This window comes from Streptomyces sp. NPDC001668 (genome assembly GCF_042893155.1).
In the GTDB taxonomy this organism is placed as follows: Bacteria; Actinomycetota; Actinomycetes; order Streptomycetales; family Streptomycetaceae; genus Streptomyces.
Window position 1 is genome coordinate 397,330 of the sequence record NZ_JBIAUQ010000004.1, and the last position, 24,322, is coordinate 421,651.

Genomic DNA, 24,322 nt, shown 5'->3' on the forward strand with positions numbered 1-24,322 from the left:
ACCGGCCCCCCTTCGCTCACTTCACGATGCTCAGTGAGAGCGCGAACCGTCCCTCGGTGTCCGTCCACCAGTGGGCCAACTCCAGCCCGGCGGCGGAGAGTTCACTACGGACTCCCTCCTTGCGGAACTTCGCCGAGATCTCGGTGTACAGCTCCTCGCCGGCCGCGAAGTCGACGGCCAGGTCGAGCGCCGGGACCTTCACGGTCTGCTCCGTGCGCGAGCGCAGCCGCATCTCGATCCACTCGTTCTCGGCGTCCCACAGGGCGACGTGGTCGAAGGCACCGGGATCGAAGTCGGCACCCAGCTCGCGGTTGACGACGGTCAGGACGTTCTTGTTGAACGCGGCCGTCACCCCGGCCGCGTCGTCGTACGCCCTGACCAGCACGGACTCGTCCTTGACCAGGTCCGTGCCGAGCAGCAGCGCGTCACCCGGGGAGAGCAGGGAGCGGACCGAGGTCATGAACGCGGCGCGCTCGACCGGCAGCAGGTTGCCGATCGTGCCGCCGAGGAAGGCCACCAGCCGCGGGCCCGGTGTCCCCGGCAGGGTCAGACCGCCGGTGAAGTCGGCGATCAGCGCGTGCACGCTCAGCTCCGGACGCTGGGCGATCAGCGCGTGCCCCGCCTGGGTGAGGGCACTCTCGCTCACGTCGACCGGCACGTACGTGTGCAGCCCGGTCAGCGCGTCCAGCAGGTACCGGGTCTTCTCCGAGGAGCCGGAGCCCAGTTCGACCAGGGTGCGGGCGCCGGTCGCCGCCGCGATCTCGCCGGAGCGCGCTACGAGGATCTCCCGTTCGGCGCGGGTCGGGTAATACTCGGGCAACTCGGTGATCTGCTCGAAGAGTTCGCTGCCGTGGGCGTCGTAGAACCACTTCGGCGGGAGTGTCTTGGGCGTGTGCGTCAGGCCCTTGAGGACGTCGGCGCGCAGGGCGGCCTCGGTGGCGTCCTCGGGCAGGGTGCGGGTCAGCAGGAACGGACTCACGTGCGGGGCTCCTTGAGTGGTTCCAGGGACTTGAGGGGCGTCAGCAGGACGTCGGTGCGGCTCGCCGTGAGCAGCGTCCGGTCGGGGACCTCCTGCCAGTGCGGGTCGTCGTCGTACGGCTCGGAGGCCACGACCGTGCCGTTTCCGGGGCGTTGGAGGTACCAGAGGGTGTCGCCCCAGGCGGTGGCGGCGATGGACTCCCCGTTGGTGAGCAGGAGGTTGAGCCGGGAGCCGGGAGCCGCCTCGGCGACCTCCAGGACCGTGTCGGCCAGTGCCTGGCCCTCCTCGTCGCCGCCGCGCAGCCGGTTCAGGACCAGGGCCCACACGAACGCCGAGTCGTTGCGGGCCTCCATCGACAGCAGCTCCGCCGACGGCAGCGTGGTGGTCAGGGGGGCGAGCGAACGCGGCCAGCCCTTGACCGCGCCGTTGTGGCTGAACAGCCAGGGACCCGAGGCGTACGGCGCCGCGGCGGCCTCGGCGTCGGCTCCCGCCAGGGTCGCGTCCCGTACGGCGGCCAGGGCCGCACCGCTCTTCACGACCCGTGCCAGGTCCGCGAAGGACAGGTCCGCCCAGATGGGCCCGGCCCGCCGGTACCGCGCCGGAACCGGATCGCCCTCGGCGTACCAACCGACGCCGAATCCATCGGCGTTGACGGTGCCGTACCGCTGCCGACGCGGTGCCCACGACTGGCGGTACAGGCTGTGCGGGGGCTCCACCAGGAGCCGCCCGAGCGGCTCCTCGGGCCCCAGATAGGCCAGGTGACGGCACATCAGACGGCCCCCGAGGAACGCGCCGTGCGGAAGCCGGAGAAGATCTGCCGCCGGATCGGGTAGTCCCAGTTGCGGAACGTGCCCCGGCAGGCCACCGCGTCCACGGCGAACGAACCGCCGCGCAGCACCTTGTGGTCGGGGCCGAAGAACACCTCCGAGTACTCCTTGTACGGGAACGCCTGGAAACCGGGGTAGGGCTCGAAGTCGCTCGCCGTCCACTCCCACACGTCACCGATCAACTGGCGCACGCCGAGCGGTGATTCGCCCTCCGGGTAGCTTCCTGCGGGGGCGGGGCGCAGATGGCGCTGACCCAGGTTCGCGTGCTCCGGCGCCGGGTCGGCGTCACCCCACGGGTAGCGCGTCGAGCGGTTGCCCGCCGGGTCGTGGCGGGCCGCCTTCTCCCACTCCGCCTCGGTGGGCAGCCGGCGCCCGGCCCAGCGGGCGTAGGCGTCGGCCTCGTACCAGCAGACGTGCACGACCGGCTCGTCGGTCGGCACGACCTCGGTGACGCCGAAGCGGCGCCGCAGCCACTGCTTGCCGTCACGGCGCCAGAACAGCGGGGCGTGGATGGAGTTCCGGCGGATGTGCGACCAGCCCGCCGGCGCCCACCAGCGTTCGTCATCGTAGCCGCCGTCCTCGATGAACGCCTGGTACTCGGCGTTCGTCACGGGAGTGGTGTCGATGTAGAAGGCGTCCACCTCGCGCCGGTGCGCGGGGCGTTCGTTGTCCAGCGCCCACGGCTCGTCGGAGGTGCCCATGGTGAACGGGCCGCCGGGGACGAGGACTTCGGCCGGGCCGGTGAACAGCGGGGCCGGTTCCGGGTCCGGGGCGGTCAGCGCCTGGGGGCCCTTGCGGAGCTGATGGGTGATCAGCATCGTCTCGTCGTGCTGCTGTTCGTGCTGCGCGATCATCCCGAAGGCGAACCCGGCTTCGGTGAGCCGGGTTCCGTGCAGGGCGGTGCCCTCCAGGACGTCCAGGACCCGGCCGCGTACCTCCGCCGCGTAGCGCCGGGACTCGGCGGGCGAGAGCAGGGGCAGCGTGGGGCGCTCGGAGCGCGGGTGCTCGAAGGCGTCGTAGATGCCGTCGATGTCCGGCCGTATCGCCTCCTGTCCGGCGACGGTCCGCAGCAGCCACTGCTCCTCCTGGTTGCCGATGTGGGCGAGGTCCCACACGAGCGGCGACATCAGCGGCGAGTGCTGGGCGGTGAGGTCGGGGTCCTCCACGCAGCTGGTCAGGAGCGTCGTACGGTCCCGGGCGGTGACCAGGGTGGCCACCGCCCGCTCGCGAAAGGCCTCGGGGTCCGCGGTAAGGGTCTCCGAGGGCTCGGCGATGGGGTCGGTCATGTGCGGATTTCCTTCCCGAGCGAACCGTGCGTGCGGTCCAGCAGATCGTCGGCGGGGCAGCGGCCCCGGATCACATAGCGGTGCAGATACGTTTCGACGGCGTTCGTGACCTCCGGGGTGGCGCCCAGCCGGGGCAGGGCCTCCAGGGCCGCCGCGAAGCACGCGATGGCCGCCTCGTGCAGCTCGGGGTCGGCCAGGCCGTGCCGGGCCGCGTCGATCCACAGCGGATTGTGCGGGGCGGGCATCGACAGGGTGCGCTCGGCCAGCGGCTTCACCACCCGGTAGGCGGTCTCGGCGGTCTCCGGGTCGTCGAAGAGGGCCGCCGTCACGGCGAGCGGGACGATCCAGCCGTCCTCGCCGGGCTGGGCGTCGATCATGCGCAGTTCGAGGTGGCCGCGCGGCCTGACCGGCGGGAACAGGGTCGAGACGTGGTAGTCGAGATCCTCCCGGGTCGGCTGCCGGGGCACCCCCGACCTGGCCCACTCCCGGAAGGTGAGCCCCTCCGGGACGTCCCAGGGGCCGCTGTCGCGCCGTATGCACATCACCGGCGCGTCCAGGACGTGCCGGGCCCAGGCGGTGCGGGGGTCGGTGTCCAGGGACGGGCCGCCCGCCCGGCCCTTGCCGATCTCCGTCCACCGCAGCTGACGCGTGGAGAGCCAGCCGGTGGGCTCGGACCCGGCCAGCGGGGAGTTGGCGAACGCGGCCACCAGGACCGGGCCCAGCTGGTGCGCGAGCCACCACCGGCGTCCGAGGCCCAGCGGGCCTGGCTCCTCGTGGCCGGCGTCCACGCACACCTGGACGGAGGCCGAGGTGCACATCATGGCGCGCCCTGCCGGTCCGGTGCGGTCGAGACAGGCCTCCATGGCGTCGTAGCGCGGCTCCCGCAGGTATCTGCGCGGGGGATGCCAGGGGTCGTGGCCGATGCCGACGAGGCCGAGACCGTGCTCGGCGAGTGCCGCCCGGACGGCGGCGAGGTCGGCGGAGACGGTACCGATGCACTCCATCAGGGAGCCGGCGGGCTGCGAGCTCAGCTCCAGCTGGCCGCCCGGTTCGACGGTGAGCGCCGACGTCAGGGGCACGGTCCGCAGTGCGGCGTAGGCCGCCGCGAGTCGTTCGGATGTGACGGGGAGCCGCGGACTGCGCAGCTCGTGGACGAGCCATTCCACTTCCACCCCGATGCGGCGGGGCGGGCCGGTCTTGAAGCAGATGCCTCGGACCAGGGCCTCGAGCTCTGCTTCCGGTAGCGACGTACGAGGCTTCGTACAGTCGCCCAGTGAGTCGGACATGTCGGGATCCTCCTGAGATTCCACCATGCCACCGGTCCGGGGATCAGGTGGGTCGGACCGGCAACGCTCGTCCCACCCAAGACCTTCTTCCCGTTCCGCACAAGGGGGCACATCCGCGCATTAGGGGCCGTGGACCTCCGTTTCCCCAGGGTTTTCGAGGTGTTTTCCGGCTGTGCCGGGCGCCGGAAACTCTGTTGCACCGCGGCACCAGGATCGCCGACGATTCCTGCATGAGCACGACGGGGGAGACCGCGCGGCGTGCGGCCATGGCGCTCACGGGGGTGGCGCCATGAGCGCACGTCTGCGCGGGATCGCGCAGGAGACGGAACAGATCGTGGCGGCGGGACGCTATCGGGCGCCGGACGGCCACGAGGTGGTTCTGGGCGCCGAGATCGAGGCGGCGCGGGCGGGGACGCGCATGTACGGACCGAGCCCGGTGGACGTCCCCGCCTTCGCCGTCGTGGACACGTTCGTCGAGGTCACGGGGGAGAGCAGCCTGGAGGCGGCACTCCGGCTCGGCGGGCGCGTGGCCGTGCTGGACTTCGCCTCGGCGCGCAACCCGGGCGGCGGCTACCTGAATGGCGCACAGGCCCAGGAAGAGGCCCTGTGCCGCGCCTCCGCGCTGTACACCTGCCAGCTGGGGGCCCGTGAGTTCTACGACCACCACCGGGCTCACCGCGACCCGTTCTACACCGACCGGGTCATCCACTCACCGGCCGTACCGGTCTTCCGGGACGATCACGGCCGGCTGCTGGACTCGGCGCACCTCGTGGGCTTCCTGACCGCGGCCGCGCCGAACGCCGGGGTGGTGCGGCGGACGGCGCCCGAGCGGGTCGCCGAGCTGCCGCGGGCCCTCGCGGCGCGCGCGGGGCAGGTGCTGTCGGTCGCCGTCGCCGAGGGGTACCGGCGGCTGGTGCTGGGCGCCTGGGGCTGCGGGGTCTTCCAGAACGACCCCGCACAGGTGGCGGGGGCGTTCCGGGCGCTGCTCGAGCCGGGCGGACGGTTCGCCGGGGCCTTCGAGCACGTGACGTTCGGGGTGCTGGACCGGACACGGGGCGCGGTGGTGCGGGCGGCGTTCGTACGGGCGTTCGCCTTCGCGGAGCCTGTGCCGCAGCCGGGCTAGAGTCCGCTGCGGCAGTGGCGGTTGCCGCGGATGCCCCGCACGCTGCCCCAGCGGGAGCACTCCCCCTCGCCCGCCGCCCGAAGGCCCGTGCCCGCCCGGTACGAGGGTTTCCGGGCCGCACGGCGGGAGCACGCACCGGACGCCGCGCGGCCGCCCTTGGGGCCACTTCTGCAACGGACTCCGGCCGTCAGGTCCAGCCGTACCGCTCGTGCAGCCGCTGCCTGACCAGGTTGAACCGGCCCCGGTCCAGTGCGCACGCCTCCCGGCGCATGCCGTCCTCGTGGAGGCGCAGGACGCGGTCGACGTCCACCCAGGAGTCCCGGCCGGTGCGGTCCCAGGGTCCGCTGCCGATCGGCACCCACTCCCGGTCCCCGTCGTGCCGCTTGCTCGACAGCTGTACGGCCAGGAAGGTGCCGGCCGCCTCCCGGGCGACCACGAGCACCGGGCGGTCCTTGCCGCGTCCGTCGTTCTCCTCGAAGGGCACCCAGGTCCACACGATCTCGCCGGGGTCGGGGTCGCCGTCGTGCGCGGGGGAGTACTCGGTGCGCACCCTGCCGACCTCGCGCGGGTCGGCCTCGGTGGTGGCGGTGGCGCCGAAGCGGCCGGGGACGTTCTCATCGGTGTCACGGGTAAACGCAGTCACGAGGGCACCTTAAGGCTTCCCCGAACCGGGCGAGCGGTACGGTCGGTCGGATGAACACCTCATCGGCCGCGACGGCCGGCGCGCTCACCTTCGTGTGGCTCGGGATGGTGCTGGCGATCTCCTTCCTGGAGGCGCCGCTGAAGTTCCGCGCCCCGGACGTGAGCGTGCGGATCGGCCTGGGAATCGGGCGACTCGTCTTCCGGGCCCTGAACACCGTGGAGTGTGTCCTGGCCGCCGGGGTGCTGGTGGCCGTCGCCGTCGGTGACCCGCCGGTCCGGGTCGTCGTGTGGACCGTGGCCCTGCTGACCCTGCTCGTCGGCCAACTGGCCGTGATCCGCCCCCGGTTGAACCGCCGCTCCGACCGCGTCCTGGCCGGCGAGGACCTGCCCCGTTCCCGCGGTCACCTCTTCTACGTCGCCTTCGAGGCGGCGAAGGTCGTCGCCCTGCTCGGCCTGGGCGTCACGCTGCTCGCACAGTGAAGGCGGACCGTCCGGGGCGTCTTTCCTCAAGGGCCCCGGACGGTCCGTCCCTTACTCCTGGACCGGCACCTTCTGCACGGGCGGCGTCGCGACCCCGTTGAGGGAAGTCCCGTTCGGTGTCTGCCCGTTCTGGTTCATCGACGCCAGCAGCTGACGGGCCAGGCCCAGCCCCGTGCCGCCCATGGTGAGCGCCTTGGCGAGCATGTCGGCCATGCCGTCGGCGCCGTTGAGCACCACCATGTTGTCGACGTTGCCGAACGCGGACGCGCCGGCCTTGACGATCTCCGGCCAGTTCTCGGCGAGTTGCTGGGCGACGACCGCCTCCTGGTTCTCGGCGAGGGCGGCGGCGCGGGCCTTGATGGCCTCCGCCTCCGCGAGACCCTTCGCCCTGGCCGCCTCGGCCTCCGCGAGACCCCTGGCCTGAGCCGCCGCGGCCTCGGCCTCACCGGTGGCCCGGGTCGAGGCCGCCATGGCCGTGCCGCGGGCCTTGGTCGCCTCGGCCTCGGCACCCGCGGCCGCCTTGACCCGGGTGGCCTCGGCGGCCGCGGCCAGCTCGGTCTCCTTCGCCTTGGCCTCGGCGGCCGAGATCCGCGCGTCACGCTCGGCCTCGGCGAGCGTGCGCTTCTCGTAGGCCTTGGCGTCCGCCGGCTTGCGGACGTCCGCCTGGAGCTGCTGTTCGCGCCGGTGCGCCTCGAGTTCGGCGACCCGGGTCTCCTGGACCACGACCTCCTGCCGGGCCCCGGCGTCCGCGAGCGGACCGGCCTGACGCGCCTTCGCGGCCGCCTTGTCCCGCTCGGCCTGGTAGCCGGCCTGGAGGATCTCGCTGTCCCGGGTGGCCTCCGCCATCCGCGCGAACGACGCCTGCTCGGCCTCGGTGGCCAGCCGGTTCGCCTCCGCCTGCGCGATCCGCGCGTCCCGCTGGACGGCCGCCGCGTGCGGCATCGCCAGGTTCTGGATGTACCCGGTCGGGTCCTCGATCTCGTGGATCTGCAGGGAGTCGACGATGAGCCCCAGCTTCTCCATCTCCGTCCCGCAGGCGGCCCGGGTCTGCCCGGTGAGCTTCTCCCGGTCGCGGATCATGTCCTCGACGGTCAACCCGCCGACGATGGACCGGAGATGACCGGCGAACACGTTGTGCACCCGCTCCGACATCAGCTTCTGCTGATCCAGGAAACGGCGCCCCGCGTTGGCGATCGACACGAAGTCGTCGCCTACCTTGAAGATGACCACGCCCCGCACCTTGAGCGGAATGCCCTGGTGGGTCACGCAGTCCACATGCAGTTCGGTCTCGTTCAGGTCGAGCGAGAGCTTGCGCACCGCCTGCACACCGGGCAGCACCAAGGTGCCGCGCCCGGTGACGATGCGGAATCCCATGCCCGCCTCGAGCCCCTCGGTCTTGTGGTTGGAGCCGGAGATGATCAGTGCCTCGTTGGGTTCCGCGACACGCCACATCAGCTTGAACAGACCGATCACAACGGCGATGGCAGCTACGGCCACCCCCGCAACGACGCCGACAACCATCGGCATACGCCCCCTTTGGATGGTGCCCTTTCGGCACCGAACGAAGGGAGTGTGCGCCTGCCGGAGGCCGGGGTTGAAGACGCCGGCGAATCCTTGTCGAAACCTTGATACAAAGGCTCTCACCTGCGCGTTGGCAGGCTCAACTGTCGTACGCGGGCTGGACGTAGACCGTCCTGGGCGGCAGGTGCTCCACCACCATCACCACCGTGCCGCGCTCGATCCGGTCCGTGCCGGTGGCGGGGTAGGCGAGGAAGTGCTCGGCACCGCCCCGCACCCGGACGATCACCTCGCCGACGAGCCCCGGCCCGACCGTCCCCGTGACCCGCCCCATGAGCCCGACCATCGACGCATCGTCCATGGTCACAGGGTACGGGCGGAAGCCCGTCAGGCGGCGGGGGAATCCACGGCGGCCCGCTCGGGCGGCCAGACCTCGTCCCAGCGCAGCTCCGCCTCCAACTGCGCCGCCAGCGACAGCAGAAGCGGTTCACTGTTCGCGGGTCCGAGCAGCTGCGCCCCGACGGGCAGCCCCCCGTCGACGAACCCGGCGGGCACACTGACCCCGGGCCACCCCAGCACGTTCCACGGCCAGGCGTACGGACAGGCCGCGATCATCGCGCGGTCGGTGGCCAGCCCGCCCAGCTCCAGCATCGCCCCGATGCGCGGCGGGGGAGCGGCCGTGGTCGGGGCGAGGACGACGTCGTACGAGGTGAAGAACCCGCCGATACGGCGGTGCAGGACCGCCTCCGCGCGCCGCGCCGCCCTGAGCGGGACCCCGCCGAGCAGTCCGCCGAGCCGGGCCGCGTCCCGGGTGCGGCGGTCGAGGAGCGCGGGGAAGGGCGCCTCGCGGACCCGCTCGGCGATACCGGCTGTGGCGCGCGGGATGAAGGTGAGCCCGATCTGCCCGTACGGCGGATCGGCCTCCTCGACGGTGTGCCCCAAGTCGGCCAGTTTCTCCGCGAGTTCGACGACACGCGCCCGCACCTCCGGCTGGAGCCGCGCGGGCAGCGCGGTGAACGGCGGCTTCAGGGCGAGCGCGACGCGCAGCCGGCCGGGGTCGCGGCCGACCGCAGCCGAGGCGTCGACGGCGGGCGGGCGATGCGGGTCCAGGGCGTGGTTGCCGCTCGCCGCGTCGAGGAGCAGGGCCGCGTCGGCGACCGTGCGGGCGAGCGTGCCGTTGACGGTGATGCCCTGGAAGGACTCGCCCCGCGGCCAGGTGGAGATACGGCCGCGCTGCGGCTTGATGCCGACGAGGTGGGTCCAGGAGGCGGGGATCCTGACCGAACCGGCCCCGTCGGAGCCGAGGGCCGCGGGCACGAGACCGGCGGCGACGGCCGCGGCGGACCCACCGGACGAGCCGCCCGGGGTGTGCTCGGGGCTCCAGGGATTGCGGGTCGCGCCGAAGGCCGGCCCCTCGGTGAACGGCCACTGCCCGAACTCGCAGGTGTTCGTCTTGCCGACGATCACGGCCCCGGCCGCCCGCAGCCGCCGTACCGCCTCACCGTCCCTGACGACCGCCGGGAACTCGCCCTGGCAGCCGAACGCGGTGGGTTCACCGGCCACGTCCATGTCGTCCTTGACGGCGACGGGCACTCCGAGCAGCGGTTTCCGCACCCCGGCGGCCAGTTGGGCGTCGGCGGCCTCCGCCTCGGCGAGGGCGGAGTCCGCGCGTACGATCCGGAAGGCGTTGAGGGTGCCCTGGCTGCCGTGGATCCGCGCCAGGGTCTGCTCGACGAGCGCCCGGGAGGTGCACGTGCCGTCGGCCAGCGCGCGGGCGGTCTCCACCAGGCCGGCGGAACGGTCGTACGTCATGCGGTGTACCTCCGGGACTCCGGGAATCCGGGACGACGTTGCCTACCGAACGGTAACGTGGGAAAGCGCTTCGCCGGAACGGCGTCGGCGGGCGAGGCGGCGTGAAATGGACCTGGCACGGCGGCCACGCGGCGCTCACCAGGTCATGCGCAAACCATTGACGTGTCCGGGACACGGACCTACCTTCTGATCGACTTTCCGAACCTTGTTCGGAATGTCGGACATTCAGAGCCGCGTTGTGTCCTTGCCCCCAGGAGAGCCGCCGTGAGCACACATCCCCCCACACCGTCCCGCCGCACCCTGCTGCGCGCGATGGCGGCCCTGCCCGCCTCCGCCGTCCTGCTCGGCGAACTGCCCGGTCTCACCGGCACGGCCCTGGCCGCCGCCCCGCCCAGCGGCTCGGCCACCCGCTACACGATCGTGCCCTTCCTCAACAGCAACGACGGCACCGTGAACGTCTACCAGTCCGACGACGCCACGGACTTCCGGCTCCTCAAGTCCTCCGCCTACACCCCGCCCAGCAACAGAATCCGCGACGCGAGCGTCTTCAAGCACACCGACGGCTACTACTACCTCACCTACACGACCCACACCTGGCAGGACGTCAGCACCACGATCGGCTTCGCCCGCAGCTCCGACCGGGCCAACTGGACGTTCCTGTACGACTACACGGTCCCGATCGCCAACCTCTCCCGTGCGTGGGCGCCGGAGTGGTTCGTCGACAGCGACGGCAGCGTGAACGTCATCGTGTCCTGCTCGCTCACCAGCGACGAGTGGATCTTCACGCCGTACCGCCTGAAGGCCGCGAACTCCGCACTGACTGCCTGGAGTGCACCCGTGGCCCTGGCCGGCATCGGCTCGAACCACATCGACACGTACATCGTGAAGGCCGGCTCGACCTACCACGCCTTCACGAAGAACGAGACGACGAAGTACATCGAGTACGCGACCGCGACGTCCCTGACCGGGCCCTACACGATCTCCCGGACGGGTGACTGGGCGGGCTGGGGCAGCTATCGCGAGGGCCCGTCCGTGATCCGGCTCGACAACGGCGGCTGGCGGATCTTCTTCGACGGCTACGGCGACGGCACCTACTACTACAGCGACAGCTACGACACGTTCGCCACCTGGTCCGCCCCGACCGCGCTCCCGGGCGTCTCCGGCACCGCCCGCCACTTCACGGTCATCAAGGAGACGGTGTCCGGCGGCCCTGCACTCGCGAAGAACGCCACGCGGTCCTTCCGCTCGGCCAACTACTCGACCCGCTACTGGCAGGAGCAGTCCGCGCTGCTCAACCTCCCGGTGGTGACCGGCTCCAGCACGGCCGCGGAGAAGTCGGCGTCCACCTTCACGGTCGTCGCGGGCCTCGCCGACGCCAACGGCTACTCCTTCCGCGACTCCTCTGGCAACTATCTGCGCCACTGGGACTTCCGCGGCCGCTTCGACGCCGACGACGGCACGTCGACCTTCGCCAAGGACGCCACCTTCATCGCCCGCACGGGTTCGTCCTCGGGCGCGATCCGCTGGGAGTCGTACAACTATCCCGGGTACTACCTGCGCCACTACGACTACCAGCTCCGGGTGGAGCGGACGGCGGGGACGGATCTGTTCCGGCAGGACAGCTCCTTCGTGCCGGTGACTGCCTGGGCCTGACCTGCACACCCTCTGATTCGGTCTCGGCGCCGAGGTGGCGACGCCCAAAGCCTTCCGTGTCCGTTCGTGTGACCAGCGGCACTGCGACCTGTGCGCAGGCTGTGGATTACGGTGGCGCTGTCGTACCGTTCACGCGCGCGTACGGCACCCTCGTGCGACTGACGACCGTGGTGACCGACGTGCGTGCGCGTACGGCGTGCGGCGCGAAAGGAAGAAGGTGAGGGCGCGGCATGACCAGCATGATCTCGGAGGCGGGCAATCTGCCCGTGGCCTTCACCAGCTTCGTGGGCCGACGGCACCTCCTCGCCGAGATCCGCCGTGTCCTGGGGCCGGCGCGGCTGCTGACGCTCACCGGAATGGGTGGCGTGGGCAAGACACGGCTGGCGATCGAGGCGGCCGCCGCGTCGAGAAAGGCCTTCGCGGACGGGGTGTGGCTGGTCGACCTGGCTCCGGTGCGGGAACCGTTGTCCGTGGCGGACGCCGCCGCGGCGGCGCTCGGGGTGCCGGAACTGGGCGCGAGGCCCGCCCTGGACCAGCTCGCGGGGTATCTGGCCGGGCGCCGGGCGCTGATCGTGCTGGACAACTGCGAGCACCTGATCGACGCCTGCGCCGAGCTGGCCCAGGCGCTGCTGTCGGCCGCTCCAGAGGTACGCATTCTGGCGACGAGCCGGCAGACGCTGGGCATCGCGGGCGAGCACGTCCTCGTCGTACCGCCGCTGTCGGTGCCGGAGGAGGCGGTCGAACTCCTGCGGGACCGCGCCACCGCCGTCCGGCCGGAGTTCCGGATCACCGACCTGAACCGGGCCGGCGCCTCCCGGCTCTGTGCCGACCTGGACGGGCTGCCGCTGGCCATCGAGCTGGCCGCGTCCCGCCTGCGGACGCTCACCGTGGACCAGGCGGTGGACCGGCTGGAGGACCGTTTCACCCTGCTCACGAGCGGCAGCCGGACAGCGCGGCCCCGTCAGCGCACGCTGCGGGCGCTGGTCGACTGGAGCTATGAGCTGTGCGGTCCGGCCGAGCGGCTGCTGTGGAACCGGCTGTCCGTCTTCGTCGGTGGTTTCGCCCTGGACGCGGTCGAGAGTGTCTGCGTGGGAGAGGGCATCGCCCCGCACGAGGTGGTGGACCTCCTGGACCGGCTGGTCGGGCAGTCCATCGTCCTGGCGACCGAGCAGGAGGGTCTGCCGCGCTACCGCATGCTGGAGACCATCCGCCGCTACGGAAGACTGCGGCTCGCCGAGTCCGACGAGGAACAGCGGTTGCTGACGAAGCACCGCGACTTCTTCCTGGCCCTCGCCGAGCGCACCGCCGTCACGTGGTACGGCCCCGGACAGCAGCAGACCCTGGCCCGGTTGCGCGCCGAACACAACGATCTGCTGGCGGCACTGGACCACGACGGCGATCCGCAGGCCGAGCTGGCACTGGCCGCGGCGCTGCGATACCACTGGTGCGCCGACAGGTTCCTCGGCGAGGGTCGCCGTCGGCTCGAACACGCCCTCGCGAGCTCGCCCGAACCCACCTCGGCCCGGGCCCGGGCACTGTGGGCCGCCGCCTGGGTGGCGTTGGTGCAGGGCGATCCCGCCGCGGCGGACGGGTGGCTGACCGAAGCAGGGGAGCTGGGCGACCGGCTCGACGATCCTTCGGTACGAGCGAACGTCCTTGGGTTCCGGGGAACGCTGGCATTGTTCCGCGGACACCTCGAGGAGGCCGTGCCCCTCTTCGAGGGCGCGGTGGCCGCTCACACGGCACTGGGAGAGGAGGCGACGACGGTCTTCTGGCTGTTCCAGCTCGCCAGAACCCAGGCCCACCTCGGTGATCCGCGCGCGGCGGAGACCGCCACGCGGGCGGTCGCCGTCTCGCGGGCCCACGGTGAGGGCCTGAGCCGCTCGTACGCGCTGTGGGCGCTGGGCCTTGACGCCCTGGTACGCGGCGACCTGGCGGCGGCCATGGCACTGACCCGCGCCGGGCTGGAGATCCAGCGGGACTTCAACGACTACGTCGGGGCGGCGCTGCTGCTGGAGCTGCACGCCTGGATCAGCGCCGCCGGCGACGACCACGAGCGGGCGGGGCGGCTGCTGGGCGCGGTGCGCACCCTGTGGCGGGACACCGGCACCGGTCTCTCCGTGTTCGGTCCTGATCTGACCGAGCACCATGCGCGCTGCGAGGAGGCGGTCGCCGGGGCTCTGGGCCCGGCAGCGTACGAGAGGGCTCTCGCTGAGGGCGGCCGCCACGACCGCCCCGGCCGGGGCATCGCCTTCGCGCTGGCCGACGATACCGAACCGGCCACCCCGGCCACGGCCACGGCCCGCAGTCCGCTGACCCAGCGGGAGCGGCAGGTGGCCTCGTTGGTGGCCAAGGGCATGACCAACCGCCAGATCGCCGCCACTCTTGTGCTCTCCCCACGTACGATCGGCGGCCACGTCGACCACATCCTGGCCAAGCTCGGCTACGGCCGCCGCGCCCAGATCGCGACCTGGTGGGCGGAGAACCAGGTACCCGACCCGTCCGAATGACGCATGCGCCGGGGTGCCCCCCGCTGTGATCCTTCTCGTCGTGGACGCCTGTACGGCGGACATGACAAACGGGTGACGCGAGGCTGCTGAACGCACCGGCGGTCCGATCGTGACTCCATCCGGTACACGCATACCCGCCTCAGTAAAAGCCGACCTCGGGCCGGTATGCCCTCGTACGCTCCTCATTCAGTCCGGAGGACATATGTTCAAGCGAACCGCAGTGCATGTACGCGGAAAGACGAGATCCAGAAAAGGGAAGCGTGCCTTCGCTGCTTTCTTCGCCGTTGCCCTCGCGATAGCGCTGCTCCAAGGTCTCCTGTCGATGACATCGGCCTCACCGGCACAGGCCGTATCGATCACCGAATGCCCTGGAGGTTCCAGTTCGGGAGAGGGGTCGTCTTCCTGCCCCAACCTGGAAAACAGCGATCTTGTCACCCAGAGGCGCTTCCCAACTCAGCTGTATCGCGGAGACGCCCGCCTGCCGAACGACATCTTCCGCCACGGCTTCACCTCATGGGGGAGCAATGACGACATAGTCTCGCACGTCCGAGGCGACAGAGAGCGCAACAGCAACTACATCCCGACGACTGGCACACGATCCATTGCGGAGACGTTCGCGCGCAATGGTGGACTGCTCCGGCTGAATTCCATGGCGGCGCAACCACGCTGTTCCAATGGGCGGCTCTGGATATACGGACTCATTCCATGGCGTGGCCTGCTGGAAAGCTGTGAACACGGCCAGGTTACCGCGGAGGCCTTCGTCTACGTCATCGATCCCACGTGGGCGAGGAACGCGCTGTACGTCCCCGATCAGGTCCGAGGCAATGCGGAGCTTCACCGGTACGACTACCAGGACGAATGGGCCTACGTTCACCGGATTCCGCGAGAGGCGATCACTGGCGTCCGCATCTACCGAATGACGGGGCATGCCGACAACCGCGAGGTAAATCCTCGGACCGTCACCTTCGCATTCGATCGTTTTGTCGGGAATCCTTTCCACGCGCAGGCGCAGATCCTCTACAATCCGGAGAGCGATCCGGACTCCCACTTCGGGTTCAATTCGAACCTGAACGTCCCCGACCTGCCCGCGAACCCGTACACCCGCGGCTGTTCGACGATAACCTTCTGCCGACGCTGACCCTGGAATTCCGCAAGAATTCCGTTTCGGCGGCATCCGGTTCACCCCGGCAATAATCCGCCGGCGAAGCCATGGGCTCACCCCGACACGAAAGGCAACACATGCTGAAGAACAACGAGCCGGGGGTGAGAACCCGGACGGTCACCTCGCCCATCCGACGGATGCGGACCGGTCTCGTCGCCACCTGCTCCCTCGTGCTGGTCGCCACCGGCGGGCTGCTGACGACCGCTCCCCCGGCACAGGCCGACATCACTGACGGCCTGCTGCTGCGGTACAAGCTGGACGAATCCGCCGGCACGGTCGCCCATGACTCCTCGGGCCACGGCCTTGACGGCACGGTCAACGGCACCGCCGACCTGGGTGGTGCCGAGGGACTGGGCTTCAACGGCTCCGACACCTACGTCAAGATGCCGAACAATGTCATGGCCGGGCTGAACTCGATCAGCGTCGACTTCGACGTGTGGGTCGACAACACCCTGACCAAGCCGTACTTCATGTACGGGCTCGGCAACACCAGCGGCACCAGGGGCAACGGCTACCTGTTCAGCACCGGCGACACCTTCCGGACCGGGGTCTCCCTGGGCGACTTCAACACCGAACAGCACATCGAGCCCTTGGGCGGCACCTACACGCTGCCGCACGGCGCGTGGGAACACGTCACCTACACCCAGACCGGCACCACCGGCATCCTCTACGAGAACGGCGTCGAAAAGGCCCGCAACACCAACGTCACCATCACCCCCGGCTCGATCGGCAACGGAACGACCACCGCGAACTACCTCGGCCGGTCCCTCTACGCCAACGACAAGTACTTCAAGGGCCGGATGCGCGACTTCCGCCTCTACAACAAGGCACTGTCCCCGGCCGAGGTGGAGGACAGAGCCAACGACACAGGGCTGCAGTCGGAGGAACTGCAGGCCCTGGCCACCTACAACAACGCGCTCGCGGCGTTCGAGGACCCCAACATCGGCCCGGTCCTCATCTTCCCGTCCGACTACACCGGGGACATCGACAACGTTCAGCGGCCGCCGGACTGGACCGACTCCTCCGGCCGGACACCGACGCTCTGGCCCATTCCCACCACCGCGAAGAGCCCACTGTTCACGGCCGATCAGATCAGCGTTCTGGAGGAAGCGGTCTACGCCGCGGTACAGCCCGACGGCGACACGACGTACACCTTGGCCGTCTACTACGACGGGATGAGCGACCGGGTGATCGTGCAGACCAACGCTCCGGCCTCGGTCACCGATCCCCTGACCACCCAGTACGACGGCCAACTCGTGATCGACAGGTCCACGGACGTCCCTTCCGCGCTGCCCGCGTGCCAGCCGGCGCAAGCCGGCACCACCCAGGGACTGCTGCTGGACTACAAGCTGGACGAACCCGTCGGCGAGATCGCCCACGACTCCTCGGGCCACGGCCGCGACGGCTGGATCAACGGCGCCGCCGACCTGGGTGGTGACGAGGGACTGGGCTTCAACGGCTCCGACACCTACGTCAAGATGCCGGACAACATCATGAAGGGACTGAACTCGATCAGCGTCGACTTCGACGTATGGGTCGACAACACCCTGACCAGCCCGTACTTCTTCTACGGGCTCGGCAACACCGACGTCACCAACGGCAACGGCAACGGCTACCTGTTCACCACCGGCGACACCTTCCGGACCTCGGCCTCCCTCACCGACTACACGGCCAAGAAGGACATCCAGCCCTCGGGTGGCTACACACTGCCGCACGGCGCGTGGGAGCACGTGACGTATACCCAGACCGGCACCACCGGCATCCTCTATGAGAACGGCGTGGAGAAGGCCCGCAACACCAACGTCACCATCACCCCGGGCTCGATCGGAAACGGAACGACCACCGCGAACTACCTCGGCCGGTCCCTCTACGCCAACGACAAGTACTTCAAGGGCCGGATGCGCGACTTCCGCGTCTACGACCACGCCCTGACCCCGTCCCAGGTCCACGACAGGGCCGACGAGCCCGCGAAGCACATGGAGCAGCTGCAGGAGCTGGCCGACTACAACTGCGCGATCTCGTACTTCGACGACCCCGACGTAGGGCCGGTGATCACCTACCCGTCGGACTACACCGGAGACCTCACCGTGCAGACGCCGACCGACTGGACCGACTCCTCCGGGCAGACACCGACGAGCTGGCCCCAGCTCTCCATCGCGAAGAGCCAGCAGTTCACCGCCGCCGAGATCAAGAAGGTCACCGAGGCGGTCTACCAGGCGATCCAACCCGACGGCGACACGACATACGGACTGGTGGTCACCTACAACGGGCCGACCGACAAGATGATGGTGGTCACCAACGCCCCGGCCTCGGTCACCGACCCGCTGATGAGTGCCTACCCGGGCAAGATCCTCCTGGAGGCACCCCCGGCCTGACAGGCGACCGGGACCAGCTGAATCCAGGGAGGGGCCAGGGTCACCAGGCCCCTCCCCCCCCATGCGGTCGCGGTGAGGTGGCGAGGTTGCGGGGCGGCGGGCGCCGCGCCCCGAGGATCGGGTGCTCGACGCCGAGCGCAGTCGTCGGCAGCTGTTGGAGGCGGCCCTCGACGTGTTCTCCGCCAAGGGCTTCGACGGTGCGCGGGTCCAGGAAATCGCCGACCGGGCCGGAGTCAACAAGCAGCTGATCAGCTACTACTTCGGCGGGAAGCTCGGCCTGTACCGCGAGTTGCAGAAGGCCTGGCAGGAAAGTGAGACCGGGCTCAGCGGCCTCGACCTCCCCCTGGAAGAGGCTGTCGTACGTCGTCTGCACGACGCGCTGGCCCACCCCCGGCCCTTGCGGCTCGGTCTGTGGCGCGGGCTGACCAACCCCTCGGACCTGACGCCGGACGAGCCCGAGGAGCGCGAGGACCTTTCGCACACCTACGCCCGGCGCGACCGCCGGGAACTGGCGGCGGACATCGACCCGGCGTCCGTGGTGCTGCTGCTCATCGGCGCGGTGGCGGCGCCGGTCACCATGCCCCAACTGGTCCGCCGGATCTTCGGCACGGACGTCTCCGCCCCGGCCTTCGAGGAGCAGTACGCGAGCCAGCTGCGCCGCAACATCCGCCGGCTGGCACTGCCATTCCCGGACGACGGCGAGGCACCGACGGGGGGTTCACCGGACGTCGAGCCGTGACGCGGACGCGACCGGCCACCACAACCTCAGGGATGCGGATCCGGGCTCGGGCTACGGCAGGAACGATCTGGAGCCGTAGTGCGTGACTTCTTGGTCGCGTGCCGCACCCGCGGTTTGGCGTCGCGCCGGGGAGAAGGCGGTGCGTGGCTACGGAGGAACGGGCTCAGTCGCCGACGTGGATGCCGGGGCGGCGGTCGGGGTCGGGTTCGTTGCTGCGGATGATCTCCCGGGTGACGGGGGCGGTGTCGCCGCGGCCGAGGAGGACGTAGCGGATCATGTGCACCAGGGGGCTGCCTTCGGCCCAGGCGAAGTAGCAGTGTGGCCGCACACCGGTACCGTCCCGCAGGGCCAGCAGGATGGCGGCTATGGCGTTGGGCGCGGCCGGGGCCTCGGCGCGCAGGATGCGATAGCCGTCGACTTCGATGCCGTGGACGGTGAGGGTCTCGCTGAAGTCGGACGGGTCGACGACGTCGATCTCAAGGAAGAGCACGTCGGCTGGGCCCGGTACCGGGTTGGTGCCGCGCTGTTCGCGTTCCTTGGCGCTGTACTCGGCGGCGTCGCCGGTCTGGCGGCGGTTGGCGATGATGTTGATGGACTGGTCGTGGGCGAGGGTGTCGGCGATGAACTGGCGGGCGGTCTCGTCGAAGACGAGGCGGTCGGCGCGCAGCTCGGTGGTGCGCGAGACGCGGGAGACCAGTGACACGGCGATGATGCCGAGGATGAAGAAACCGGAAATGGCGATGCCGTCCGGCTTGTCGACGATGTTGGCGATCAGCGCGTAGAACAGGACCGCGGTGAGCGCGGCGAATCCGGTGGTGGCTGCGCGCCGCCGGTGGCGGGCGACGAAGACGGTGACGGCGAAGGCGCCGGAGACCATCATCGCCAGGATGCCGGTGGCGTAGGCGCCGGCCTGTTTGTCGACGTCGGCGTCGAACGCGATGGTGATGATGATGCACAGGGCGGTGTAGACGAGGACGACCGGGCGTACCGCGCGTCCCCATTCGGGGGCCATGCCGTAGTCGGGCAGGTAGCGGGGCACGATGTTGATCAGTCCTGCCATGGCGGAAGCGCCGGCGAACCACAGGATCAGGATGGTGCTGATGTCGTAGACGGTGCCGAACGCCTCACCGACATGCTCGTGGGCCAGCCAGGCCAGGGCGCGGCCGTTGGCGGCGCCACCGGGCTCGAACTCCGCCTTGGGAATGAGAACGGTGGTGACGAAGCTGGCGGCGAGCAGGTAGACGCTCATGATGAGCGCGGCGGTGGTGAGGAGCTTGCGGGTGTTGCGGATGCGTGCCTTGAGCCGCTGTTCGGCATCGGCGCCGTCGGCGGCCACCAGCGGCATCATGCTCACTCCGGTTTCGAAGCCGGACAGGCCCAGTACCAGCAGGGGGAAGGCCAGCAGGGCGGGGCGGGCCAGATCACCGAAGCCGCCCAGGTCGGTGAGGGAGCCGGTCCAGGCCGACCAGGCGTCGGGATCGGTGAGCACATGCGCCACGCCCACGCCGATGACGATGGCGTTCAGGGCGAGGAAGACAACGACCAAGGGGATGGCCACCTTGACGGCCTCGCTGAAGCCCAGCAGGAACACTCCGCCAAGAATCAGCAGCAGCGCTACCGTCATGGCGACCTCATGGCCGTGCAGTACTGCGGGGAAGAAGGGGTTCTCCACCACGTGCACCGAGGCGTCCGCCGTGGACAGCGTGATGGTGATGATCCACGAGGTGGCGACGAAGCCGAGCAGAACCAGTACGAACAGCTTGCCCCACCAGAAGGGCAGCAGGTCCTCCAGCATCGCCACCGACCCCGCACCGTGCGGGCTTTCCTTGGCCACCCTGCGGTACATCGGCAGCATCCCCAGCAGCGTCAACGCCACGATCAGCAGTGTCGCCAAGGGGGAGACGGCTCCCGCGGCCACGGCGGCGATCGCCGGTACGTAGGCCAGACTGGAGAAGTAGTCGACGCCGGTCAGGCACATGACCTTCCACCAGGCATGCGGCTCGGCATGACTCTCACCGGCCGCGGGTCCCACCGGCTGCACCCGGTGACGCAGCATCCACCGCGCCGCCCTGCCTGTCGGCTCGGCCCGCAGGGCGGGACTGTCCACCGTCTCCGGCATCACCGGCCGACTCGCCTCACTCATGTCCCCGTTGTCCTTCCGCTGCTTGATCATTGAAACGGCGGCCGGAGCCGCCCATGGCACCAGCGATCATCGCGTATGCGGCACCGGATACCTCATCCGGCACTGAGGTATCTGAGTAGGCCGAGGACGGCGGGACATGCCACTACCGATCTGGTCAGGTGCGATCGGCTCAGCTGCCCATGACGCCCAGCCGATGCTGTCGATCGTGACCAACAAATGCCATGTGACGGGCAGGAACAGTTCCCATACGGTCGGACGCGTCGTCGAATCCCGCCATGTGAGACGGAATGTGACGCCATATGACATCCACGTGGCGATCCGCCGCCGCCCGTCGCGCACGCCCTCCCGTTCCCCGCACGCTGGTGATCATCACTCGCATCACCCCCCAGGAGCCATCCCATGTCGCACGTCAGTGGTCTGCCCCGCCGCGCCTTCATCGTCGGCACCGCGGGAGCCGCCCTCGCGCTCGCGGCCCCCGGCACGTCCCGGGCCGCGTCAGGTTTCGGCTGGAGCGACGACGGCACCAACTACGTCGTGAACACCGGCGCGAACCTCGTCTTCAAGGTCAACCACACCAACGGCGACCTCGTCTCCTTCGTCTACAAGGGCACCGAGCACCAGGGCTACGACGGCAAGAACTCCCAGGTCGAGACCGGCCTCGGCGCCTCGACCGTAACGATCTCCCAGCCGTCGTCCGGGGTCGTGCTCATCACCGTCGCCCACGGCACGCTCATCCACTACTACGCGGCCCGCAGCGGGGAGGACAACATCTACCTCTTCACCTACAAGGCCGACGACTCCGTCACCGCCAGCCGCTACATCGCGCGCCTCAACCCCGGCCTGTTCCCGCTGACTTCGTCCGACACCTGGTCCAACTCCGACACGGTCATCGAGTCCGCCGACATCTTCCGGAAGACCGACGGCACCACCCGCGCCAAGCACTACTCGAACCTGCGGACCATCGACTACGACTACGTCGGCTTCACCGCCACCTCGCTCGGCATCTGGGTCGTCCGCTCCAACAAGGAGAAGGACTCCGGCGGTCCGTTCCTCCGCCAGTTGCTGCGCCACGGCAACGAGAGCGGGTACGGCCTGTACGAGCACCTCTACTACGCCGAGACGCAGACCGAGGCTCAGCGCTACGGCCTGCACGGACCGTACGTCCTCGCCTTCACCGACGGCTCGGCGCCGACCACCGCCGTGGCCGGGCGGAACAACACCGCCTGGGTCGACGCCCTCGGCCTCACCGGCTGGACGGCCACGAGCGGCCGGGGCCGCGTCGTCGGCAACGGTGTGGCGGGACGCGACACCGCCTACCCGTACGTCGTCGGACTGTCCAACACCGACGCCCAGTACTGGACCACGGTGGACGCCGCCACCGGGAAGTACGGCATAGCGGGCGTGCTGCCCGGCACGTACACCCTCACCGTCTACAAGGGCGAACTCGCCGTCCACACCGAGAGCGTGACCGTGACGGCGGGCACGGCCACCACCGTCCACACCCGCACGATCACGGCCGACCCGAGCACCGACGCCGCCATCTGGCGCATCGGCGACTGGAACGGCACCCCCTCCGGATTCCGCAACGCCTCCCTCGTCACCCACGCACACCCCTCCGACTCGCGCGCCGGCGCCTGGGCGACGGGCACGTATGTCGTCGGCACGTCCACGGCCGCGGACTGGCCCGCCTACCAGTTCAAGGAGATCAACAACGGCCTGCTGATCTCCTTCCCCCTGACCGCCGCCCAGGCCGCGGCCGACCGCACCCTGCGCATCGGCACCACCTCCGCGAAGGCGGGCGGCCGGCCCCAGATCACCGTCAACGGCACCTGGACGTCCACGCTCCCGTCCGCCGCGACCGAGCCGAGCACGCGCACGCTCACCGTCGGCAGCTACCGGGGCAACAATCACACGTACGAATACGTCGTCCCGTCCTCCGCACTGGTCAGCGGGACCAACACGGTGCGCGTCGATGTGAACAGCGGGTCGGCCGGCGGCGGGGGCTACCTCAGCCCCAGCCTGTCGTTCGACGCGATCGATCTGCTGGCCTGATCCGCAACGGACTGTGGACCGCGCCCGCATCCCCTACCGGCAAGGGGGCCCGTTCCGCTTGACCTTGACGCGTGCGTCAACTCCTAACGTCGGTGGGCGCCGCACCTGGTGTGCGGCCCCGACACGACCACTCAGGAGGCCGCAGATGTCCCTGTCCCCGTCGACCGTGCCCGCCACTCATCGCGAGGTCCGTCTCGCCTCCCGTCCCGAAGGCGCCCTCAGCCCCGACCACTTCACCGTGACAGAGGCCCCCGTCCCGGAGCCGGGGCCCGGGCAGGCGCTGGTGCGCAACCGCCTGATGAGTGTCGCCGCCTCACTGCGCACGCTGATGAGGGGCGACGCCGGAATGCCGATGCCGTCGTTCGAGGTGGGCCGGCCACTGTCGGCCCCCGCCGTCGGCGAGGTGGTGACGGCCCCCGACGGCGGGGAACTGCGCCCTGGTGACCTCGTGTCGCACTGGGCGGGGTTCCGTGAGTACGCGGTCGTGGACACGAGCGCCGTGCAGCCCGTCGACCTGACGGTCCTGCCGGACCTGGTGGCGCATCTCTCGCAGGGGCCGTCCGCTTGGATCGGTGTCGTCCGGGGGGCCGAGGTGCGCGAGGGGGACACGGTCTTCGTCTCGGGGGCGGCAGGCGGACTCGGCACCCTGGCCGGGCAGTTCGCCCGTCTTCGCGGGGCCGGCCGGGTCATCGGCAGCACCAGCTCACAGCACAAGGCCGACTACCTGGTCGAGGTGCTGGGGTACGACGCGGTGGTGCTGCGCGGAGCCGCTCCCTTCGAGGAACAGCTGCGCAAAGCGGCCCCCGAGGGCCTCGACGCGGTCGTCGACAACGTCGGCGGGGAACAACTCCGGGCTGCCCTCGCCCTCGCCCGCCCCGGTGCCCGGGTGGGCCTGATCGGCATGCTCTCCGCACAGGTGGGGGGCGAGATCGCGGCGCCCGTCGAGATCGACGCCTACTCGCTCATACTGCGGGGCATCCAGCTGCGCGGCATCAACGGCACGCACCACCGGGACGCGCTGGCGGAATACCGGGAGGCGTTCGGCCGTTCACTCCGCGACGGCACGATCACCGTCCCGCACACGCGCCTGTCGGGAATCGACCAGGCACCCCGCGCCCTCATGGAACTGCTCGAAGGACGCCACATCGGCACGGTGGTCGTGGACCTGTAGTCGCTGGACCCCCCGACTCCTGGAGGACGGAATGCGCATCGGCGACGTGGCGGCAGCCGTGGGCGTCACCACACGTACCCTGCGCTACTACGAGCAGCGCGGCCTGATCACGGCACGGCGTACGTCGTCGGGACAGCGGAAGTACAGCGAGGAGGACGTACGCCGACTGCACGCCGTCCGTGAACTGCTGGAGTCCGGTCTCACCATCGGCGATGTGCGTCTCCTCATCGACATCCTCGACGCGGTGCCCGACCGCCCGAAGGCGACTCCGCCTCGCACGGGCCCCGGCGCGGTCGACTGTGTCGTCCCTCAGGTGGCCATCCGGCGACTGGCCGAACTGGACGCCCGTATCAGCCGGTTGACGGAGCTGCGTGACCGTCTCGCCGACCACCTCGACGAGCGGTTCAGCGCCTTGGTAGGCGAACTCGTCGGCCTGGCCCCGAGGGGGTCGGCGTCGGCCCTGGCAGCGGGCCACCCGGTGGGGCGGACGCGGAACAGCGAACCGACTGTCACGCGTTGCGGCGGCCCCAACCACCCTGCGCGGCAGGCCCGTTGACACGTTCC

The 24,322-nt window shown here is 70.2% G+C and carries 19 protein-coding genes; 10 read left to right on the forward strand and 9 right to left on the reverse strand.

The window, feature by feature from the left end; translation table 11 throughout:
* Nucleotides 1-16 precede the first annotated feature (16 nt).
* Genes egtD through egtA form a run of 4 tightly spaced genes read right to left on the reverse strand, consistent with a single transcriptional unit; the run spans nucleotide 17 to nucleotide 4,378 of the window.
* On the reverse strand, nucleotides 17-979 hold the full coding sequence (gene egtD / locus ACFYZ8_RS15115; RefSeq protein WP_388532738.1) for an L-histidine N(alpha)-methyltransferase: 963 nt from the start codon (nucleotides 977-979) through the stop codon (nucleotides 17-19).
* A complete protein-coding gene (gene egtC / locus ACFYZ8_RS15120) occupies nucleotides 976-1,749 on the reverse strand; it encodes an ergothioneine biosynthesis protein EgtC (protein ID WP_388532740.1) in 774 nt (257 codons plus the stop codon). Before egtC ends, egtD begins: the two co-directional genes overlap by 4 nt.
* Complete coding sequence (egtB, locus tag ACFYZ8_RS15125) at nucleotides 1,749-3,092, reverse strand: ergothioneine biosynthesis protein EgtB (protein WP_388532743.1); 1,344 nt, start codon at nucleotides 3,090-3,092, stop codon at nucleotides 1,749-1,751. Before egtB ends, egtC begins: the two co-directional genes overlap by 1 nt.
* Nucleotides 3,089-4,378 (reverse strand): ergothioneine biosynthesis glutamate--cysteine ligase EgtA, encoded by a 1,290-nt coding sequence (egtA, locus tag ACFYZ8_RS15130; RefSeq protein ID WP_388532746.1) that lies wholly within the window; start codon nucleotides 4,376-4,378, stop codon nucleotides 3,089-3,091. Before egtA ends, egtB begins: the two co-directional genes overlap by 4 nt.
* Nucleotides 4,379-4,667: 289 nt before the next feature.
* On the opposite strand from egtA, the gene ACFYZ8_RS15135 reads away from it, so the two are divergent.
* Complete coding sequence (locus ACFYZ8_RS15135) at nucleotides 4,668-5,501, forward strand: TIGR02452 family protein (RefSeq protein WP_388532748.1); 834 nt, start codon at nucleotides 4,668-4,670, stop codon at nucleotides 5,499-5,501.
* 187 nt (nucleotides 5,502-5,688) lie between these two features.
* On the opposite strand, the gene ACFYZ8_RS15140 is transcribed toward ACFYZ8_RS15135, so the two are convergent.
* Nucleotides 5,689-6,144, reverse strand: a complete 456-nt coding sequence (locus ACFYZ8_RS15140) for a type II toxin-antitoxin system PemK/MazF family toxin (RefSeq protein WP_359031182.1) — start codon at nucleotides 6,142-6,144, stop codon at nucleotides 5,689-5,691.
* Between the two features lie 50 nt (nucleotides 6,145-6,194).
* Between ACFYZ8_RS15140 and ACFYZ8_RS15145 the strand changes: the two genes are divergently transcribed.
* Nucleotides 6,195-6,623 carry a hypothetical protein gene (locus tag ACFYZ8_RS15145; RefSeq protein ID WP_359031183.1) on the forward strand — a complete coding sequence of 143 codons (429 nt, stop codon included), beginning with the start codon at nucleotides 6,195-6,197 and terminating at the stop codon, nucleotides 6,621-6,623.
* A gap of 51 nt (nucleotides 6,624-6,674) precedes the next feature.
* On the opposite strand, the gene ACFYZ8_RS15150 is transcribed toward ACFYZ8_RS15145, so the two are convergent.
* The 3 genes from ACFYZ8_RS15150 to ACFYZ8_RS15160 form a co-directional block, all read right to left on the reverse strand.
* A complete protein-coding gene (locus ACFYZ8_RS15150) occupies nucleotides 6,675-8,150 on the reverse strand; it encodes a flotillin family protein (RefSeq protein ID WP_388532752.1) in 1,476 nt (491 codons plus the stop codon).
* Nucleotides 8,151-8,283: 133 nt separating this feature from the next.
* Nucleotides 8,284-8,502, reverse strand: a complete 219-nt coding sequence (locus tag ACFYZ8_RS15155) for a hypothetical protein (RefSeq protein ID WP_359031185.1) — start codon at nucleotides 8,500-8,502, stop codon at nucleotides 8,284-8,286.
* 26 nt (nucleotides 8,503-8,528) lie between these two features.
* Complete coding sequence (locus ACFYZ8_RS15160) at nucleotides 8,529-9,953, reverse strand: amidase (protein ID WP_388532756.1); 1,425 nt, start codon at nucleotides 9,951-9,953, stop codon at nucleotides 8,529-8,531.
* A gap of 264 nt (nucleotides 9,954-10,217) precedes the next feature.
* Here ACFYZ8_RS15160 and ACFYZ8_RS15165 point away from each other — a divergent pair, with 264 nt between their 5' ends.
* From ACFYZ8_RS15165 to ACFYZ8_RS15185, 5 genes are all read left to right on the forward strand, one after another.
* Entirely contained in the window at nucleotides 10,218-11,606 is a 1,389-nt protein-coding gene (locus ACFYZ8_RS15165) for a glycoside hydrolase family 43 protein (protein ID WP_388532758.1), read from the forward strand.
* 230 nt (nucleotides 11,607-11,836) lie between these two features.
* On the forward strand, nucleotides 11,837-14,116 hold the full coding sequence (locus tag ACFYZ8_RS15170; protein WP_388532761.1) for an ATP-binding protein: 2,280 nt from the start codon (nucleotides 11,837-11,839) through the stop codon (nucleotides 14,114-14,116).
* A 202-nt stretch (nucleotides 14,117-14,318) separates the two neighbouring features.
* A complete protein-coding gene (locus tag ACFYZ8_RS15175) occupies nucleotides 14,319-15,254 on the forward strand; it encodes a hypothetical protein (protein ID WP_388532763.1) in 936 nt (311 codons plus the stop codon).
* Between the two features lie 101 nt (nucleotides 15,255-15,355).
* A complete protein-coding gene (locus ACFYZ8_RS15180; protein WP_388532765.1) occupies nucleotides 15,356-17,653 on the forward strand; it encodes a LamG domain-containing protein in 2,298 nt (765 codons plus the stop codon).
* A gap of 121 nt (nucleotides 17,654-17,774) precedes the next feature.
* A complete protein-coding gene (locus ACFYZ8_RS15185) occupies nucleotides 17,775-18,392 on the forward strand; it encodes a TetR family transcriptional regulator (protein WP_388532768.1) in 618 nt (205 codons plus the stop codon).
* Between the two features lie 163 nt (nucleotides 18,393-18,555).
* Here ACFYZ8_RS15185 and ACFYZ8_RS15190 read toward each other — a convergent pair whose 3' ends face one another.
* Entirely contained in the window at nucleotides 18,556-20,511 is a 1,956-nt protein-coding gene (locus ACFYZ8_RS15190; protein ID WP_388533748.1) for an amino acid transporter, read from the reverse strand.
* A gap of 423 nt (nucleotides 20,512-20,934) precedes the next feature.
* Here ACFYZ8_RS15190 and ACFYZ8_RS15195 point away from each other — a divergent pair, with 423 nt between their 5' ends.
* The 3 genes from ACFYZ8_RS15195 (at nucleotide 20,935) to ACFYZ8_RS15205 (ending at nucleotide 24,314) form a co-directional block, all read left to right on the forward strand.
* A complete protein-coding gene (locus tag ACFYZ8_RS15195; protein ID WP_388532771.1) occupies nucleotides 20,935-22,587 on the forward strand; it encodes a rhamnogalacturonan lyase B N-terminal domain-containing protein in 1,653 nt (550 codons plus the stop codon).
* Between the two features lie 145 nt (nucleotides 22,588-22,732).
* Entirely contained in the window at nucleotides 22,733-23,758 is a 1,026-nt protein-coding gene (locus ACFYZ8_RS15200) for an MDR family NADP-dependent oxidoreductase (RefSeq protein ID WP_388532774.1), read from the forward strand.
* A gap of 31 nt (nucleotides 23,759-23,789) precedes the next feature.
* Nucleotides 23,790-24,314: a MerR family transcriptional regulator gene (locus tag ACFYZ8_RS15205; RefSeq protein ID WP_388532776.1), complete on the forward strand. Its 525-nt coding sequence runs from the start codon at nucleotides 23,790-23,792 to the stop codon at nucleotides 24,312-24,314.
* Nucleotides 24,315-24,322 lie beyond the last annotated feature (8 nt).

What these genes read in the sequence shown, in the direction of transcription:
- egtC (WP_388532740.1), bottom strand. Translation starts at nt 1,749, where the DNA reads ATGTGCCGTCACCTGGCCTATCTGGGGCCCGAGGAGCCGCTCGGGCGG.
- egtB (WP_388532743.1), bottom strand. Translation starts at nt 3,092, where the DNA reads ATGACCGACCCCATCGCCGAGCCCTCGGAGACCCTTACCGCGGACCCC.
- egtA (WP_388532746.1), bottom strand. Translation starts at nt 4,378, where the DNA reads ATGTCCGACTCACTGGGCGACTGTACGAAGCCTCGTACGTCGCTACCG.
- ACFYZ8_RS15135 (WP_388532748.1), top strand. Translation starts at nt 4,668, where the DNA reads ATGAGCGCACGTCTGCGCGGGATCGCGCAGGAGACGGAACAGATCGTG.
- ACFYZ8_RS15145 (WP_359031183.1), top strand. Translation starts at nt 6,195, where the DNA reads ATGAACACCTCATCGGCCGCGACGGCCGGCGCGCTCACCTTCGTGTGG.
- ACFYZ8_RS15150 (WP_388532752.1), bottom strand. Translation starts at nt 8,150, where the DNA reads ATGCCGATGGTTGTCGGCGTCGTTGCGGGGGTGGCCGTAGCTGCCATC.
- ACFYZ8_RS15155 (WP_359031185.1), bottom strand. Translation starts at nt 8,502, where the DNA reads ATGGACGATGCGTCGATGGTCGGGCTCATGGGGCGGGTCACGGGGACG.
- ACFYZ8_RS15160 (WP_388532756.1), bottom strand. Translation starts at nt 9,953, where the DNA reads ATGACGTACGACCGTTCCGCCGGCCTGGTGGAGACCGCCCGCGCGCTG.
- ACFYZ8_RS15170 (WP_388532761.1), top strand. Translation starts at nt 11,837, where the DNA reads ATGACCAGCATGATCTCGGAGGCGGGCAATCTGCCCGTGGCCTTCACC.
- ACFYZ8_RS15175 (WP_388532763.1), top strand. Translation starts at nt 14,319, where the DNA reads ATGTTCAAGCGAACCGCAGTGCATGTACGCGGAAAGACGAGATCCAGA.
- ACFYZ8_RS15180 (WP_388532765.1), top strand. Translation starts at nt 15,356, where the DNA reads ATGCTGAAGAACAACGAGCCGGGGGTGAGAACCCGGACGGTCACCTCG.
- ACFYZ8_RS15190 (WP_388533748.1), bottom strand. Translation starts at nt 20,511, where the DNA reads ATGCCGGAGACGGTGGACAGTCCCGCCCTGCGGGCCGAGCCGACAGGC.
- ACFYZ8_RS15195 (WP_388532771.1), top strand. Translation starts at nt 20,935, where the DNA reads ATGTCGCACGTCAGTGGTCTGCCCCGCCGCGCCTTCATCGTCGGCACC.
- ACFYZ8_RS15200 (WP_388532774.1), top strand. Translation starts at nt 22,733, where the DNA reads ATGTCCCTGTCCCCGTCGACCGTGCCCGCCACTCATCGCGAGGTCCGT.
- ACFYZ8_RS15205 (WP_388532776.1), top strand. Translation starts at nt 23,790, where the DNA reads ATGCGCATCGGCGACGTGGCGGCAGCCGTGGGCGTCACCACACGTACC.